Annotated in this window: 16 protein-coding genes; 10 read left to right on the plus strand and 6 right to left on the minus strand. The window is 72.1% G+C overall.

The features are described 5' to 3' along the window. Positions 1-19: 19 nt before the first annotated feature. The 5 genes from O7613_RS08785 to O7613_RS08805 form a co-directional block, all read right to left on the minus strand. Positions 20-2569: an ABC transporter permease gene (locus O7613_RS08785; RefSeq protein ID WP_282293175.1), complete on the minus strand. Its 2550-nt coding sequence runs from the start codon at positions 2567-2569 to the stop codon at positions 20-22. Beyond that, a complete protein-coding gene (locus tag O7613_RS08790) occupies positions 2569-3336 on the minus strand; it encodes an ABC transporter ATP-binding protein (RefSeq protein ID WP_281589796.1) in 768 nt (255 codons plus the stop codon). The genes O7613_RS08785 and O7613_RS08790 overlap by 1 nt, the downstream gene beginning before the upstream one ends. A 259-nt stretch (positions 3337-3595) precedes the next feature. Then, on the minus strand, positions 3596-4279 hold the full coding sequence (locus O7613_RS08795; protein WP_281589795.1) for a response regulator transcription factor: 684 nt from the start codon (positions 4277-4279) through the stop codon (positions 3596-3598). Further along, positions 4276-5220 carry a histidine kinase gene (locus tag O7613_RS08800; RefSeq protein WP_282293177.1) on the minus strand — a complete coding sequence of 315 codons (945 nt, stop codon included), beginning with the start codon at positions 5218-5220 and terminating at the stop codon, positions 4276-4278. The genes O7613_RS08795 and O7613_RS08800 overlap by 4 nt, the downstream gene beginning before the upstream one ends. A gap of 79 nt (positions 5221-5299) precedes the next feature. Further along, positions 5300-6217, minus strand: a complete 918-nt coding sequence (locus O7613_RS08805; protein ID WP_282293179.1) for a PD-(D/E)XK nuclease family protein — start codon at positions 6215-6217, stop codon at positions 5300-5302. A gap of 81 nt (positions 6218-6298) precedes the next feature. Between O7613_RS08805 and O7613_RS08810 the strand changes: the two genes are divergently transcribed. From O7613_RS08810 to O7613_RS08820, 3 genes are all read left to right on the plus strand, one after another. Beyond that, on the plus strand, positions 6299-7441 hold the full coding sequence (locus tag O7613_RS08810; protein WP_282293181.1) for a site-2 protease family protein: 1143 nt from the start codon (positions 6299-6301) through the stop codon (positions 7439-7441). Further along, entirely contained in the window at positions 7438-8382 is a 945-nt protein-coding gene (locus O7613_RS08815) for a tRNA (adenine-N1)-methyltransferase (RefSeq protein ID WP_281589788.1), read from the plus strand. Before O7613_RS08810 ends, O7613_RS08815 begins: the two co-directional genes overlap by 4 nt. Before the next feature lie 143 nt (positions 8383-8525). Further along, on the plus strand, positions 8526-9098 hold the full coding sequence (locus O7613_RS08820; protein ID WP_281589787.1) for a hypothetical protein: 573 nt from the start codon (positions 8526-8528) through the stop codon (positions 9096-9098). 48 nt (positions 9099-9146) lie between these two features. Here O7613_RS08820 and O7613_RS08825 read toward each other — a convergent pair whose 3' ends face one another. After that, on the minus strand, positions 9147-9440 hold the full coding sequence (locus O7613_RS08825; RefSeq protein WP_281589785.1) for a ferredoxin: 294 nt from the start codon (positions 9438-9440) through the stop codon (positions 9147-9149). Between the two features lie 178 nt (positions 9441-9618). Here O7613_RS08825 and arc point away from each other — a divergent pair, with 178 nt between their 5' ends. The 7 genes from arc (at position 9619) to prcA (ending at position 16403) form a co-directional block, all read left to right on the plus strand. Continuing rightward, a complete protein-coding gene (gene arc, locus O7613_RS08830) occupies positions 9619-11400 on the plus strand; it encodes a proteasome ATPase (RefSeq protein WP_281589783.1) in 1782 nt (593 codons plus the stop codon). 92 nt (positions 11401-11492) lie between these two features. Continuing rightward, positions 11493-12251, plus strand: coding sequence for a hypothetical protein (locus tag O7613_RS08835; RefSeq protein ID WP_281589781.1), 759 nt, complete (start codon positions 11493-11495; stop codon positions 12249-12251). Positions 12252-12409: 158 nt separating this feature from the next. Further along, positions 12410-13927: a depupylase/deamidase Dop gene (dop, locus tag O7613_RS08840; protein ID WP_348774325.1), complete on the plus strand. Its 1518-nt coding sequence runs from the start codon at positions 12410-12412 to the stop codon at positions 13925-13927. Between the two features lie 107 nt (positions 13928-14034). Next, positions 14035-14241 (plus strand): ubiquitin-like protein Pup, encoded by a 207-nt coding sequence (locus tag O7613_RS08845; protein WP_013286106.1) that lies wholly within the window; start codon positions 14035-14037, stop codon positions 14239-14241. A gap of 77 nt (positions 14242-14318) precedes the next feature. Beyond that, entirely contained in the window at positions 14319-14759 is a 441-nt protein-coding gene (locus tag O7613_RS08850) for an endonuclease VII domain-containing protein (protein ID WP_282293187.1), read from the plus strand. Next, positions 14678-15517 carry a proteasome subunit beta gene (prcB, locus tag O7613_RS08855; protein ID WP_281589778.1) on the plus strand — a complete coding sequence of 280 codons (840 nt, stop codon included), beginning with the start codon at positions 14678-14680 and terminating at the stop codon, positions 15515-15517. Before O7613_RS08850 ends, prcB begins: the two co-directional genes overlap by 82 nt. 52 nt (positions 15518-15569) lie before the next feature. Continuing rightward, positions 15570-16403, plus strand: a complete 834-nt coding sequence (prcA, locus tag O7613_RS08860) for a proteasome subunit alpha (RefSeq protein ID WP_281589777.1) — start codon at positions 15570-15572, stop codon at positions 16401-16403. Positions 16404-16538: the final 135 nt, after the last annotated feature.

The raw sequence follows: 16538 nt of genomic DNA on the forward strand, positions 1-16538 counted from the left end.
AGGGCCCCCGCCTTTCACCTCAGTCGTGGGCGATGGCGCCCAGCACGTTGATGCGGGCGGCGCGGATGGCCGGCAGCACCGCCGCCACCACGCCGATGATCGCGGCCAGGACCAGGAACGTCACCATCTGACCCCAGGGCAGGACCAGGTCGGTGATGCCCTCGTCCTTGAGCGCCCGCACCACGGCCGCGCCGAGACCGGTGCCGACCACGACGCCGAGCAGCGCGCCGAAGACCGAGATCACCACCGCCTCGACGGTGATCATGCGCATGGTCTGCGCCCGGCGCAGGCCGATCGCCCGCAGCAGACCCAGCTCGCGGGTCCGCTCCAGCACCGACAGGGCCAGGGTGTTGATGATGCCCAGCACGGCGATCACGATGGCCAGCGCCAGCAGGATCTGGATCATCCGCAGCGGGGTGTCCAACTGGCTGGTCTGCTGCTTGATGAACGCGGCCCGGTCCGCCACCGACACCTCCGGACTGTCCGCCAGCAGCCGTTCGATCTGCGGTTGCACCGCGCTGACCGGCGTGCCCGGCGCGAGTTGCACGAAGCCCTGGCTGGGCTGTGGGATCGCGAAGTCGGTGACCGCCTGCGGCGGGAGCACCACCGGGTTGGTCAGCTGGGAACTCTCGTAGATGCCGCTGACCGTGTAGGTGCGCGCGTCACCGCGGGACAACTGCACCGGCACGGTCGAGCCGACCGACAGGTTGCGGGACTTCGCGGTGTCCGAACTGAGCAGCATCTGGTCCGGGGCCAGCCGGCTGATGTCACCGGCGGTGGCCTTCGCCCCGAAGATCCGCTCCAGCGCGGACACGTCGCTCGACGCCGCCACCCAGGTCCGCTTGCCGCCGACGGTGGCCATGTCGCCGTACTCGCCGTCGACGAGCCGCACCCCGGGGATCGCCGCGGCCTGGGCCAGCACCGCCGGGTCGAAGCTCGCCGGGCGGGGCCCGGACATGCTGCCCGCGATCACCAGCTCGGCCTTGATCCGGTCCTCGGCGAGGGCGCTGATGCTGCCCTTGGCCGAGTCCAGGATCACCGTCACGCCGGTCACCAACGCGATGCCCACCATCAGCGCGGCGGCGGTGATCGCGGTCCGGCGCGGGTTGCGGCCCGAGTTGAGCCGGCCCAGCTTCCCCGGCACCGACCAGGCGAACAGGGCGCCGAGCAGGGCCACCACCGGCCGGCTGATCACCGGGGTCAGCAGCGCCACCCCGATGAACGCGAACAGCACGCCGCCGAGGATGGTGGCCAGGGTGTTGCCGCCGGCGTTGCCGCTGAGCCCGAGGAAGAGCAGGACCGCCCCGATCGTGGTGACCACGGCGCCGCCGACGGTCACCTTGGTCAGTGGCCGGTCCGGTGTGGCCACGTCCTGCATCGCGGCGATCGGCGGGATCCGCGCGGCCCGCAGCGCCGGCAGCAGCGCCGCGACCACCGTGATCAGCAGACCCACCGTGAACGCGCCGATCACCGCCGCGGGCGGCACGCCCAGCCCGGCCAGGGTGAGACCACCGGCGAGCGTGCCGAACAGGTACGCCAGCAGCGCGCCCACCCCGATGCCGGCGGCGAGCCCGAGCACCGAGGCGACCAGGCCGACCGCCACCGCCTCCAGCACCACCGAGCCGATGACCTGCCGGCCGCTGGCCCCGATGGCCCGCATCAGCGCCAGCTCACGGGTGCGCTGGGCCACGATGATCGAGAAGGTGTTGAGGATCAGGAACGTGCCGACCAACAGCGCCACCGCGGCGAAACCGAGGAGGATCTTGTTGAAGAACGACAGCCCCTCCTTCAGGCTGGCCGAAGCGTCGTCGGCGAGCTGCTCGCCGGTCTTCACGTCGTAGTCGGCGCCGAGCGTGCGGGACACCTCGTCGCGCAGCGCCTCCGGCGTGGTGCCGTCGGCGGCACGCGCGCTGACGTGCGTGAACACGTCCGGCTTGCCGAGCATCAACCGCTGGGCGACGGGCGTGGTGAAGGCGATTTCGTTCACCCCGCCGATCGAGTCCCGGCCGCCGCTGTAGCCGAACACGCCGACCAGGGTGAACTCCTTCTTCGGCGACAACGTCAGCACACCGACCCGGTCGCCGACCTTCACGTTCGCCGCCTTGGCCAGCGCGGCGTTGACCGCGATCTCGTCGTCGGCCCGCGGGCCGCGGCCCTCGCGCAGCTTCATCAGGTCGTCCTCGCCGAGCCAGTTCTCCCCGAGCTGCGGCGGCCCGAACGAGGTGACCACCTTGCCGTTGCTGCCGATCAGCCGCGCGCCGTCGGCGGCGACCGCCCCGCGTACGTCCGTGGCGCCCGGCACCGCCGCGACCCGGTCGACCACCGACGCCGGCACCGGGGCGGCCACCGGCTCGCCCTCGGCCTCGGAGACCTCGACCTTCGGCTTCGCCGCCACGTTCACGTCGATGGCGGCGTAGGCGTCGGAGAAGACCGCGTCGAAGGACCGGCCCAGCGTGTCGGTGAGCACGAACGCGCCGGAGACGAACATGACGCCGAGCACCACCGCCAGGCCGGACAACACCAGGCGCAGCTTGCGCGCCAGCAGGCTCTTGAGCGTCGCCCGGAACATCAGTTGCCCACCTCGACCGGCGCGTCGAGCTTCTTCATGGTGTCCAGCACCGTCTCGGCGGTCGGCTCGACCAGCTCCGAGACGATCTCCCCGTCGGCGAGGAAGACCACCCGGTCGGCGTACGCCGCGGCGGTCGGGTCGTGGGTGACCATGACGATGGTCTGGCCGTGCTCGCGCACCGAGTCGCGCAGGAAGTTGAGCACCTCGGCGCCGGAACGAGAGTCCAGGTTGCCGGTCGGCTCGTCCGCGAAGATCACCTCGGGCCGGGCGACGAGCGCCCGGGCGCACGCCACCCGCTGCTGCTGGCCACCGGAGAGCTGCGCCGGTCGGTGCCCGAGCCGCTCCCGCAGGCCGACCGTGTCGATCACGGTGTCGTACCAGGCCGGGTCGGGTTTGCGCCCGGCGATCGACAGCGGCAGCAGGATGTTCTCCTGCGCGGTGAGCGTCGGCAGCAGGTTGAACTGCTGGAAGATGAAGCCCACCTTGTCCCGGCGCAGCTTCGTCAGACCCGAGTCGTTGAGCCCGGTCACCGTCGTCTCACCGATCATCACGGTGCCACGGGTCACCGAGTCCAGGCCGGCCAGGCAGTGCATGAGCGTCGACTTGCCGGAGCCCGACGGGCCCATGATCGCGGTGAACCGGCCGCGTTCGAACTCGGCATTCACCCCCCGCAGCGCGATGACCTGCGCCTCACCGCTGCCGTACACTTTCCACACGTCGTTCGCCCGGGCCGCGGCCTGCGCCTGCTGGCCTACCGTCGCGGTCACGTCATCTACCTCTTCCGTCGTGCTCGGAGATCCGCACCGCCCCCGCTGGCCGGTGCGGCAGTTCCCATCCTCGGCGCCGCCGGTCGCGGATCCGTCCGACCCCGGGCGGAATCCGTGCCGAATTTCTGGTGGGGGTCGCCCCCCAGGCCGGCTCGGGGTGATCCCTGACCGGGCGGCGGCGTCGACGGTAGGACCCCACGTCGCGTGAGGGTCAACTACGCGCCGCCGCCGTTGGTCACGGTACGTGGATGCCGCCACCTCAACCGCCCGGCCGCACCAACCCCGTCTCGTACGCCAGGACCACGGCCTGCACCCGGTCGCGCAGCCCCAGCTTGGTCAGCACGTGCCCGACGTGGGTCTTGACCGTGGTCTCGCTCACCGACAACTCCCGGGCGATCTCGGCGTTGGACAGGCCGCGCGCCACCTGGGTCAGCACCTCCCGCTCGCGTTCGGTGAGCGGATCCAGCACCCGCGGCGGCGCGGCGGCCGGATCCGGCAGCACGTCGGCGAAGCGGTCCAGCAGCCGGCGCAGGATCCGCGGCGCCACCACCGCCTCCCCGGCCGCCACCGTGCGGATCGCGGTGACCAGGTCCTCGGCCGGCACGTCCTTGGCCAGGAAACCGCTCGCGCCGGCGCGCAACGCCCCGACCACGTACTCGTCCAGCTCGAACGTGGTCAGCACGAGCACCCGCACCGGCAGCCGGGCGTCCACGATCGCCCGGGTGGCGGCCACCCCGTCCATCCGCGGCATCCGGATGTCCATCAGCACCACGTCCGGCAGCAGCCGCCGGGACAGCTCCACCGCCTCCACCCCGTCGCCGGCCTCGCCCACGATGTCCAGGTCACCCTCGACGCCGAGGACCATCCGGAACCCGGTACGCAGCAACGGCTGGTCGTCGGCGAGCAGGACCCGCACCGGTCGGGGCGCGGCGGCGTCGGTCATGTCTTCCCCTCGTCGTGCCGGTCGGCGGTCGGTCCGCCGACCGTGCCGGCCGGGTCCAGCGGGATCCGGGCGTACACCCGGAAGCCGCCGCCCGGCGCCGGTCCGGTCCGCAGGATCCCACCGTAGAGGGCGACCCGCTCCCGCATGCCGACCAGGCCGGGTCCGATCCGGTCGGGCGACGCCGGGCCGCGTCCGGTGTCGGTCACCTCCACGGTCAGGAATCCGTCAGCGGCGGTGAGCCGGACCGACGCGGTGGCCGGACCGGCGTGCCGGAGCACGTTGCGCAGCGCCTCCCGCACGACCCGGTGCGCGGCGAGCGCGACGCCGTCGCCCACCGGCGTGAACGAGCCCTCGGTCCGCAGCGTGACCGGCAGCCCGGCGTCGCGGGCCTGCCGCACCAGGGTGACGACGCCGGCCAGGCCGGGCAGCGGCGCCAGTTCGGCGGCCGGGCCGGCGTCGGCGCGCAGCACCCGCAGCAGCCGGCGCAGCTCCCGAAGGGCCGCCCGGCCGGTCTCCTCGACCGCGGCCAGCGCGCGGTCCGCCGCCGCCGGATCCCGGGGCAACGCCCGGCGGGCCCCGGTGGCCAGCACCCCGATCGCGGCGACCTGGTGGGCCACCAGGTCGTGCAACTCGCCGGCGATCCGTCGACGCTCGTCGGCGACCACCGCCGCGCCGGCGGCGGCGTCCCCAGCGTCCGGCCCCGCCGCGCCGGTGGCGGCGCCCCGGACGGCCAGCCCCGCCGCGCCGGTGGCGGCGCCCCCGGCGGTCGACGTCGGCGCCCCGGGGCCATCCGCGACGGGCGGTGTCCGCGCCGGGACGTCCCCGTCGGCGCCCGTGCGGGCGCGGACGGGCCGGGGTCGCGCCGCCCGACCCACCGCGTACGCCACCGCGGCGGTGAGCAACGTGTCGAGCATCCGGCGGGCCGGTAGCCGGTCGGTCATGCCTGGAGACGCTAGGCCGACCCGGCGCGCCTCTCGTCGTCGCCGGAGCCGAACCCGGCCTCCTCCCCGAGGAGGAGCGTCACTCGTCGGCCCCCGGGGTGGCGGGGCGGGACCGGGCGTCCACGAGCGGGTCGGGCGCGGCGGCGGCCACCGGGAACGGCGGCGGGGTGCCGCCGAAGCTCGGACACCGCGACTGATGGCTGCACCAGTCGCAGAGCCGACTCGGCCGGGGCCGGAAATCCTGCCGGACGGTGGCCTGCTCGATCGCCCGCCACAACGCCACCACCGTGCGCTCGAAACGCACCAGTTCCTCGGCGTCGGGGGCGTAGTCGCACACCTCGGCGTCCTTGAGGTAGAGCAGGCGCAGCACCCGCGGCACCACCCCCCGGGTGCGCCACAGCACCAGGGCGTAGAACTTCAGCTGGAACAGCGCCCGTGCCTCGAACGCCTCCCGCGGCGCGCCGCCGGTCTTGTAGTCGACCACCCGCAACGCGCCGTCGGGCGCCACGTCGAGCCGGTCGAGGTAGCCCCGGATGAGCAACTCGTCGTCGACCACCGCGGAGATCAGCGCCTCGCGCTCGGCCGGCTCCAGCCGGCGCGGGTCCTCCACCGCGAAGTAGCCCTCCAGCAACGCCGCCGCCGAGCGGAGGAACCCCTCCACGCCGGCCGTGTCGTCGTCGGCGAACAGCGTCGACAGCTCCGGCTCCGCGGTGACCAGCCGGTCCCACTGCGGGGCGACCAGGTCACCCGCCGACTCCGGGGTGCGCGCCGGCGCCGGCAGGTCGAACAGCCGCTCCAGCACGGCGTGCACGAGCGTGCCCCGGGCCTGCTCGACCGTCGGGCGCTCGGGCAGCCGGTCGATGCTGCGGAACCGGTAGAGCAGCGGGCAGGTCTTGAAGTCGGCCGCCCGCGACGGCGACAGCGACGCCCGCACCGTGACCGGCGCCGCTTCCGCCGTCGGGTCGCCCTGCGTGTCGATCACCGGTCTCGCCGTCATGCCCGGAAGGTTAGGCCACCGGTGTGACACCGCCGCCGTCGCCGCACCGGTCGATGATCTCCCCCGCGTAGCATCGCCGGAATGGAGCAGCGGACCCGACGACCGCGCCGGCCCGGGCTGAGCCTCGGCCGGGTCTTCGGGGTGCCGCTGCGGGCCGACGCCTCGATGCTGCTGCTCACCGTCGTGGTCACCGTGCTCTACGCGGCGCTTGCGCGCCGCCAGCTCGACCTCGGCGGCCCCGGCAGCTACCTGATCGGGCTCGGTTTCGTCGTCTCGCTGCTCGGCTCGGTGCTGCTGCACGAGCTGGCACACGCGCTCACCGCCCGCCGGTTCGGCATCGGAGTGCGGGGAATCACGCTGGAACTGCTCGGCGGCTACACCGAGATGGACGCCGACGCGCCCACTCCCCGGGTGGAGCTGTTGATCTCGCTGGCCGGCCCGGCGGTGTCCGCCGTGCTCGGCGCCGGCGCGGTCGCCGCCACCCTGGCGCTGCCCGCCGGCACGCTCGGCCATCAGCTCGCCTTCCAACTCGCGGTCGGCAACGCGGTGGTGGCGATCTTCAACAGCCTGCCCGGGCTGCCCCTGGACGGCGGGCGGGCGCTGCGCGCGGCGGTGTGGGCGCTCACCCGGGACCGGCACCGGGGCACCGAGGTGGCCGGCTGGGTCGGCCGGGCGGTCGCGCTGGGCACGGTGGCCCTGGTGGTGGCGCTCACCCTGCGCCGGGCGCTCGTCCCACTGGCCCTGCCGCTGCTCCTGCTGGTCGCGCTGACCCTGTGGCGGGGCGCCGGGCAGTCCATCCGGCTGGCCCGGATCGGCCGCCGGCTGCACCTGGTCGACGTGGCCCGGCTGGCCCGCCCGCTCCTGCCGGTGCATACCGGCACTCCGCTGGCCGAGGCGCAGCGCCGCCGTGACGAGGCGGGCCCGCCGGACGCGGCGCTGGCCGTGGTCGACTCGACCGGCCGCACCGTGGCGCTGGTCGACCCGGCCCGCGCCGCCGCCGTACCCCGGGACCGCCGGCCCTGGCTGGCGGTGGACGAGGTGGCCCGCGGCCTGGCCACGCTGCCCGTCCTGCCGGTCGGCGCGGACGGCGAGCGGGTGCTGGAGACCGTGCGCGCCCACCCGGGCGCGCAGTACCTCGTGACGGCAGGCGAAGATGTGGTGGGCGTGCTGCACGTCGCGGATCTCGCCCAGCTCCTCGAACCGAAACGGAAGACGAACACGTGACCGCAGAGATCTCCACCGTCCCGGCGCTGCCTCCCGTGCACCGCGGGCCGTTCCGGCCCGGCGACCGGGTGCAGCTCACCGACCCGAAGGGCCGGATGCACACCGTGACGCTGGAGCCCGGCAAGGAGTTCCACACCCACCGGGGCATCCTCAGCCACGACACCCTGATCGGCCTGCCCGACGGCAGCGTGGTCACCACCACCGGCGGCGGCACCGCCTTCCTGGCGCTGCGGCCGCTGCTGTCGGACTACGTGCTCTCCATGCCGCGCGGCGCCCAGGTGATCTACCCGAAGGACTCCGCGCAGATCGTCGCGATGGGCGACATCTTCCCCGGCGCCAAGGTGCTGGAGGCCGGCGCCGGCTCCGGCGCGCTGTCCTGCTCGCTGCTGCGGGCCGTCGGCACCGACGGTGAGCTGCACTCCTTCGAGCTGCGCGACGACTTCGCCCAGATCGCCAGGCGCAACGTCGAGGCGTTCTTCAACGGCCCGCACCCGGCCTGGCGGCTGCACGTCGGCGACGTCGCCGGGTGCGCCGAGACCGGTTTCGACCGGATCATCCTCGACATGCTGACCCCGTGGGAGATGCTCGACATGGTCGAGCGGGCGCTCGTACCCGGTGGTGTGCTGATCGGCTACGTGGCCACCACGCCCCAATTGTCCGAGCTGGTCGAGGCGCTGCGCGAGCGCGGCGGCTGGACCGAGCCGCGGGCCTGGGAGTCGATGGTCCGCGACTGGCACGCCGAGGGGCTGGCGGTCCGGCCCGACCACCGCATGATCGCGCACACCGCGTTCCTGGTCTCCGCGCGCAAGCTCGCCCCGGGGGTCACCGCCCCGCCGCGCCGGCGCAAGCCCAGCAAGGGCGCCGAGGCGTACGCCCAGCGCCGCGACGCCCTGCGCGCCGCGGCGGCGGCCCGGTCGGTGGCAGAGCCGGAACAGCCCTGACCCCCGCCGCGCGAAGCCCCACGGACGGGCGGATCATGTGTGCCCGTGGGGACGACGACACCGGAGACGGTAAGCATGAGGGAGCGGATCGGGGCGCGTGACGGGCGGGCAGCCCGTCCCGGCGGAGCGGGGCGGGAGGTGGCGTGAGCAGTCCCGGCTACGGCAACGGCGAGATGCCCGCCGTCTTCCCCGACTGGTCGCCCTACGCCGACCTGGAGTCGGCCGCCCGGGCCTACCTGCGTGACCCCGACATCGCCCTGGAGGCGCTCGGCGGGGTGCTGCGGGGCGCCTCGGTGCTCGGCTTCACGCTGGAACGCTTCGTCAACGAGGTGAACGGCGTGTGGCAGGAGGTCGTCGTCTGCGACGGCAGCCGACTGGTGCTCTGGCACGGCGAGGACGTCCCGCCGGGGGAGGGGCCGCCCGGCGCGATGACCTCCTCGCTGCGGGTGGTGCCGGTCTCCACCGTCACCGAGGTCGGCTGCCGGCGCCGGCTCACCCGCGCCGAGGACGGCACGGTCCGGGTCGACAGCATCGACGTCTACCTGCTGCTCAGCTCGCTGGACGAGGCGCCGCCGAGCGACGAGGTGGCGGGCACGCCGCGGCACGACGCGCTGCGCTTCGGCAAGACGCTCGACGACGGCGGGGCCGGACAGATCGGGCGGTTGGAGGAGTTCGCCCGGCTGGTGGCCTCCGTCGTCGGTCGTCCGATGCTCTGAGACGCGGGTGGGCCGGGGACCCGTCCCCGGCCCACCCCGCTCGTCCGCTCAGCCCTCGGCCTCCGGGCCGGCCACCTCGACGCCGTCGCCGGCCCGCACCACGTGGATGCACTCGCCGGGGCACTCCTTCGCCGAGTCGATCACTTCGAGGCGCAGGTGCTCCGGCACGTCCACCCGGGCGCCGGGGCTCAGCCGCAGCTCGCCGTCCGGCCCCTTGACGTACGCCAGGCCGTCGACGTCGAACTCGAAGACCTCCGGCGCGTACTGCACGCACAGCCCGTCGCCGGTGCAGAGGTCCTGGTCCACCCAGACCTGCACCTGGTCCGTCGCGACGTCGGTCATCGAAGCACCCCCCATGTTCTCCCGTACCGGACTCCGACGGTACCCGAACGCCCGTACCCGCCCGTCAACCAGCCCTTGGCGATCAAGCTTCGGTGACGAGCGCGTTGCGGAGGACCGAATCGGGCTCATAGCGGCTAGTGTTAGCTCAGAACGTTCAAGCCCCCCGGGGAGGTGGGACGTGGCACGCAGCGACGACGCGGACTCGCGCGCCGCACGGTGGGAGAAGGAAGCCCACGATCTCTCCACGCAGGTCGCGTTCCTTCAGGAGGAACTCGCTCTGGTGCGACGCAAGCTGACCGAAAGCCCCCGACACGTCCGGCAGCTCGAAGAGCGGCTGGCGGCCACCCAGGCACAGTTGGCCCGGCTGACCGAGAACAACGAGCGGCTCGTGAGCACCCTCAAGGAGGCTCGCGCGCAGATCGTCACGCTGAAGGAGGAGATCGACCGGCTCGCCCAGCCGCCCAGCGGCTACGGCGTCTTCCTGGCGAGGCACGACGACGGCACGGTGGACGTGTTCACCGGCGGGCGCAAGCTCCGCGTCGCCGTCTCGCCCTCGCTGGAGGTCGACGAGCTGCGCCGAGGCCAGGAGGTCCTGCTCAACGACGCGCTCAACATCGTCGACGCGTTCGGCTACGAGCGGGTCGGTGAGGTGGTGATGCTCAAGGAGATCCTGGTGGGTCCCGACGGCGCCCCGGGTGACCGGGCGCTCGTGGTGTCCCACTCCGACGAGGAGCGCATCGTGCACCTCGCCGAGACCCTGATCGGCAGCACGATCAGGGCCGGCGACTCGCTCATGATCGAGCCCCGCTCGGCGTACGCGTACGAGCGGATCCCGAAGAGCGAGGTCGAGGAGCTGGTGCTGGAGGAGGTGCCCGACGTCAACTACGAGGACATCGGCGGCCTCCAGTCGCAGATCGAGCAGATCCGCGACGCGGTGGAGCTGCCCTTCCTGCACGCCGACCTGTTCCGCGAGCACCAGCTCCGGCCGCCGAAGGGCATCCTGCTCTACGGCCCGCCCGGCTGCGGCAAGACGCTGATCGCCAAGGCGGTGGCCAACTCCCTCGCCAAGAAGATCGCTGAGCGTCGCGGTGAGGAAAAGCACACCAGCTTCTTCCTCAACATCAAGGGTCCGGAGCTGCTCAACAAGTACGTCGGCGAGACCGAGCGGCACATCCGGCTGATCTTCCAGCGAGCCCGGGAGAAGGCCGGCGAGGGCACCCCGGTGATCGTGTTCTTCGACGAGATGGACTCCGTCTTCCGCACCCGCGGCTCCGGCGTCTCCTCGGACGTGGAGAACACCATCGTCCCGCAGCTGCTCAGCGAGATCGACGGCGTGGAGGGCCTGGAGAACGTCATCGTCATCGGCGCCTCCAACCGGGAAGACATGATCGACCCGGCGATCCTGCGACCCGGCCGACTCGACGTCAAGATCAAGATCGAGCGGCCGGACGCCGAGGCGGCCAAGGACATCTTCTCCAAGTACATCCTCGCCGGCCTGCCCCTGCACGCCGACGACCTGGCCGAACACGGCACCGATCCCCAGGCCACCGTGGCCGCGATGATCGACGCCGTGGTCCTGCGGATGTACTCGGAGACCGAGGAGAACCGCTTCCTCGAGGTGACCTACGCCAACGGGGACAAGGAAGTCCTCTACTTCAAGGACTTCAACTCCGGCGCGATGATCCAGAACATCGTCGACCGGGGCAAGAAGATGGCCATCAAGGAGTTCCTCACCTCCGGGCGCAAGGGGCTGCGGCTGCAGCACCTGCTCGACGCGTGCGTCGACGAGTTCCGCGAGAACGAGGACCTGCCCAACACCACCAACCCCGACGACTGGGCGCGCATCTCCGGCAAGAAGGGCGAACGGATCGTCTACATCCGCACGCTCGTCTCCGGCGGCAAGGGCGCCGAGGCCGGCCGGTCCATCGAGACCGCCAGCAACACCGGCCAGTACCTCTGAGGTCGGCCCATCGGGGCGGCGCCGCGCCGGCGCCGCCCCGATCGGTCGTTTCCGGGGCCACGAAAACGCGGCATCCCCGCTAGTGTCTGCCGGTGCGTAGATCACTTACCCCGCTCCTGGCCGTCTGCCTCGCCGCCCTGCTCGCCGCCTGCGGCACCACCACCGACGGCGGCGGCACCGAGCCGGCCGGCCCGTCGTCGGCGTCCACCGCCGCCGCGGACCCGGTCGACGCGATCCGCCAGGGCCTCGGCCGCAGCCTGGAGAAGACGGCCAAGATGGACGTCACCATCAAGGCGGGAGAGCAGACCATCACCATGCGGTCCGCCATCGAACCCGCCACCGGCGCGATGATGCTGGACATGACCACACCCGACCCGGTCAGCATGGTCCTCACCGCCGACGCCCTCTACCTCAAGCAGGACGAGTCCGACGGCAAGCCCTGGGTCAAGCTCGACCGCAAGCGGCTCCGGCCGGACGGACCGCTGGCCCAGGGCCTCGACGTCCGGGCGCAGGCCGGCATCCTCGGCGGCGTGGAGTCCGCCGAGCCGGCCGGCGACGGCCGCTACACCGGCGTCGCCGACGCCGACAAGGCCGTCGCGGCGGCCTCCACCGAGGGCGAGCGGACGACGCTGCGGAACGCGTTCAAGGTCCTCAAGAACAAGTCGGTGCCGTTCGAGGCCACCCTGGATCCCGAGGGCCGGCTCACCCTGCTCACCTACACGTTCGACACGGCCGCCGGGACCATCGAGAACGAGATGAAGATGCACAGCTTCGGCGAGCCGGTCCGGATCACCGCACCGAAGGCGTCGGACACCGAGGAGGCGTCGGCCGAGATGTACCGCTTCTTCTGACCTGTCGCGGCGGGTGGCCGGAGCGGAAGACACCGCTCCGGCCACCCCGGGTGCCGGACCGTACCGCCCACCCGGGGCCCGGCGCGCCACCTATCGTCGACGCGCCGACTACGCTCGACATGACGGGGACCCCGACGGCGAGCGGAGCGGGCAGGTCGATGAGCGTCAGACGGATCATGGGCACCGAGGTCGAGTACGGCATCTCCGTGCCCGGCCAGGCCGGAGCCAACCCGATGGTCACCTCCTCGCAGGTGGTCAACGCCTACGGAGCACGACCCGAACTCAACCGGGGCGGGCGGGCCCGCTGGGACTACGAGGAGGAGTCGCCGCTGCGCGACGCCCGCGGGTTCACCTACTCCGGGGCGGCGTACGACCCGGCCGAGGCGCTCGCCGACGAGGACCTCGGGCTCGCGAACGTGATACTCACCAACGGCGCCCGGCTCTACGTCGACCACGCGCACCCCGAATACTCCACCCCCGAGGTGACCACCCCCCTCGACGTGGTGCGCTGGGACAAGGCGGGGGAGCGGGTGATGGCCGAGGCGTCCCGCCGGGCCGCCACGATTCCGGGCACCCACCCGATCCACCTCTACAAGAACAACACCGACAACAAGGGCGCGAGCTACGGCGCCCACGAGAACTACCTGATGCGCCGGCAGACGCCGTTCGCCGACATCGTGGCGTACCTGACGCCGTTCTTCGTCACCCGGCAGATCGTCTGCGGCGCCGGCCGCGTCGGCATCGGCCAGGACGGCGGCCAGAGCGGCTTCCAGATCTCCCAGCGGGCCGACTTCTTCGAGGTCGAGGTGGGCCTGGAGACCACGCTGAAGCGGCCCATCATCAACACCCGGGACGAGCCGCACGCCGACGCCGACAAATACCGCCGGCTGCACGTCATCATCGGCGACGCCAACCTGTCCGAGATCTCCACGTTCCTCAAGGTCGGCACCACCTCGCTGATCCTCGCCATGATCGAGGAGAAGGCGCTCGGCGCGGACCTGGGCATCGCCGACCCGGTCGGCGAGCTGCGTGCGGTCAGCCACGACCCGTCGCTGAAGCACCTGATGCGGCTGCGCGACGGCCGCCGGCTCACCGCGCTCGACGTGCAGTGGGCCTACCTGGAACGGGTCGGCTCCTTCGTGGACGACCGCTACGGCCAGGACGTGGACGCGCAGACCGCCGACGTGCTGCGTCGTTGGGAGAGCGTGCTGGACCGGCTCGGCCGCGACGCCTTCGAGTGCGCCGACGAGCTGGACTGGGTGGCCAAGCTGCGGCTGCTGGAGGGCTACCGGGAGCGGGAGAAGCTCGGCTGGGGCTCGCACAAGCTGCAACTGGTCGACCTGCAATATTCCGACGTGCGGCCGGAGAAGGGCCTCTACCACCGGCTGGTGCAGCGTGGCTCGATGAAGACGCTGCTCAGCGACGAGCAGACCCGCACCGCGATGACCGAGCCGCCGGAGGACACCCGGGCCTACTTCCGGGGCCGCTGCCTGGCGCAGTACGCCTCCGAGGTGGTCGCCGCGAGCTGGGACTCGGTCATCTTCGACGTGGGCCGGGAGTCGCTGGTCCGGGTGCCGATGATGGAGCCCGAGCGGGGCACCCGCGCGCACGTCGGCCAGCTCTTCGACAGGTGCGAGAGCGCCAAGGACCTGTTGGAGATGCTGACCGGCGGCTGACCCGGATGCCGGAAGGCCCGCCGAGTGCCGGAACCCGGCGCGCGGCGGGCCTTTCGTCGCCCGCGCGAGGTAAGTTGATCGCAGGCGATCGTGGAGGAGGCACCACCATGGCGACGCAAGAGGGTGGGCAGACCCAGTCCGGCAAGTCCCGCGAGGAGGTCGAGGAGGTCACCGCTGAGGCCAACCCCGAGGTTGCCGAGCGGCACGCCGAAATCACCGAGGACGTCGACGACCTGCTCGACGAGATCGACTCCGTCCTGGAGGAGAACGCAGAGGAATTCGTGAGAGGATACGTACAAAAGGGAGGTCAGTGAATATAACGGTTTAAAACGGACATGTCGCTCCCGCTGGATGATCAGGACAGCCGACGCCGTTGCCGCGACTGCGGGGAATGGAAGCCGCTCGAAGATTTTGTGCAAGCAGCAAGCGTCCCACCGGCCGCGGCAGCTACTGCAAGCCTTGCCACAACAAGCGGACCACGGAATCCAAACAACGGCTCTACGACGGTGATCGCGAGTATCACCTGCGGCGCCGGTACGGGGTCGGTGAGAAGGAGTTCCAGGAGCTCCTGGCCGAGCAGGGCGGCGTGTGCGCGATCTGCCGGCGCCCCGATCCGGAACACCTGGACCACGATCATCGCACCGGATGGGTGCGCGGGATACTCTGCTTCAACTGCAACGGTGGTCTCGGCCAGTTCAAGGATGACCTCGACAACCTGGCCGGGGCGATCACGTACCTGAGAGGAACCACGTGGCAGCGGGTTTTGATCCATCCGGGCGTCTTCCAGATGTGTTCACCAACGCGGGGACGTCCTCCTTCACCACATTTCTGAGCAAGGTGGCCCCCGAGATGCTGCCCGGCCGTCGGCCGCTGCCGCCGGGCATGGCCGCCGACATGGCGCCGCACGCGACCACGATCGTGGCCATCTCGGCCGCGAACGGCGTGGTCATGGCCGGTGACCGCCGCGCCACCATGGGCAACCTGATCGCCCAGCGTGACATCGAGAAGGTGCACCCGGCCGACGCGTACTCGCTCGTCGGCATCGCGGGCACCGCGGGCATCGGCATCGAGCTGATGCGATTGTTCCAGGTGGAGTTGGAGCACTACGAGAAGATCGAGGGCGCGATGCTCTCGCTCGACGGCAAGGCCAACCGGCTGGCCTCGATGATCCGGGGCAACCTGGGCGCCGCCATGCAGGGCCTGGCCGTGGTGCCGCTGTTCGCCGGCTTCGACCTGGCGGCGAGCGACCCGGCGCGGGCCGGCCGGATCTTCAGCTTCGACGTGACCGGCGGCCCGTACGAGGAGACCGGCTACGACGCGATCGGCTCCGGCTCGTTGTTCGCCAAGTCGGCGCTGAAGAAGCGTTTCCGGGCGGGCCTGTCGGTCGAGGACGCGACGCGGCTGGCCGTCGAGGCGCTCTACGACGCGGCGGACGACGACACCGCCACCGGCGGCCCCGACCTGACCCGGCGGATCTACCCGGTCGTGATGACCGCGACGGCCGAGGGCACCCACCGGCTCACCGACGCCGAGACGGCGGCGCTCGCCGAGGGCGTGGTGTCCGGCCGGATGGAGAATCCCGGCGGCTGACGCCGTCCACCCGTCACCGAGCCAGCAGTCCCGAAGAAGGAGAACCGCCGCCGTGGCCATGCAGTTCTACGCCTCGCCCGAGCAGATCATGCGCGACCGTTCCGAGCTGGCCCGCAAGGGCATCGCCCGGGGGCGTAGCGCGGTGGTCCTGAGCTATGCCGGCGGGGTGCTCTTCGTCGCCGAGAACCTCTCCAGCACCCTGCACAAGGTCAGCGAGATCTACGACCGGATCGGTTTCGCCGCCGTGGGCCGGTACAACGAGTTCGAGAACCTGCGGCGCGCGGGCGTGCGGATGGCCGACCTCAACGGCCTGAGCTACGACCGGCGGGACGTCAACGGCCTGGCCCTGGCGAACGCGTACGCGCAGACGCTTGGTGCGATCTTCACCGAGCAGTCGAAGCCGTTCGAGGTGGAGATCTGCGTGGCCGAGGTGGGCGCGACGGCGGAGGACGACTCGCTCTACCGGGTGACCTACGACGGCTCGGTCAACGACGAGCCGGGCCGGATGGCGATGGGTGGCCAGTCCGAGGCGATCGCCGGCGTGCTGAAGAACGAGCACCGTCCGGAGATGTCGCTGGCCGAGGCGGTCCGCGCCGCGATGAAGGCGTTGAGCAGCGTCGGCGGTGAGGGTGGGGCGGCCCGGACGATCGCCGCCAACCAGTTGGAGGTGGCGGTCCTGGACCGCGCCCGGGTGGGCCGGACGTTCCGGCGGATCACCGGGGCGGCGCTGTCCGGGCTGCTGGACGGCGACGCGGCTGCCGACACGTCGCCGGCGCCGGGCCGGGCGAAGACCCCGACGGTGCCGACCGAGGAGGCGAAGAAGCCGACCACCTCGGCGGGTTCCGCCGATCTGGAGGGTCACGCGGAGGACAAGCCCACCGAGTGAGACGTGCTTTCGGACCCCGCCACTTCGCCGAAGTGGCGGGGTCCGCTGCTGTGCGATGGCACCACCTCGCCGTACCGGCGGCCTTCGCGCGTGACGCTGACCGTCGGCGCTGCCCATTGCGGGCTCCGGGCGGCT

It is taken from the genome of Micromonospora sp. WMMD975, from assembly GCF_029581215.1.
In the GTDB taxonomy this organism is placed as follows: Bacteria; Actinomycetota; Actinomycetes; order Mycobacteriales; family Micromonosporaceae; genus Micromonospora.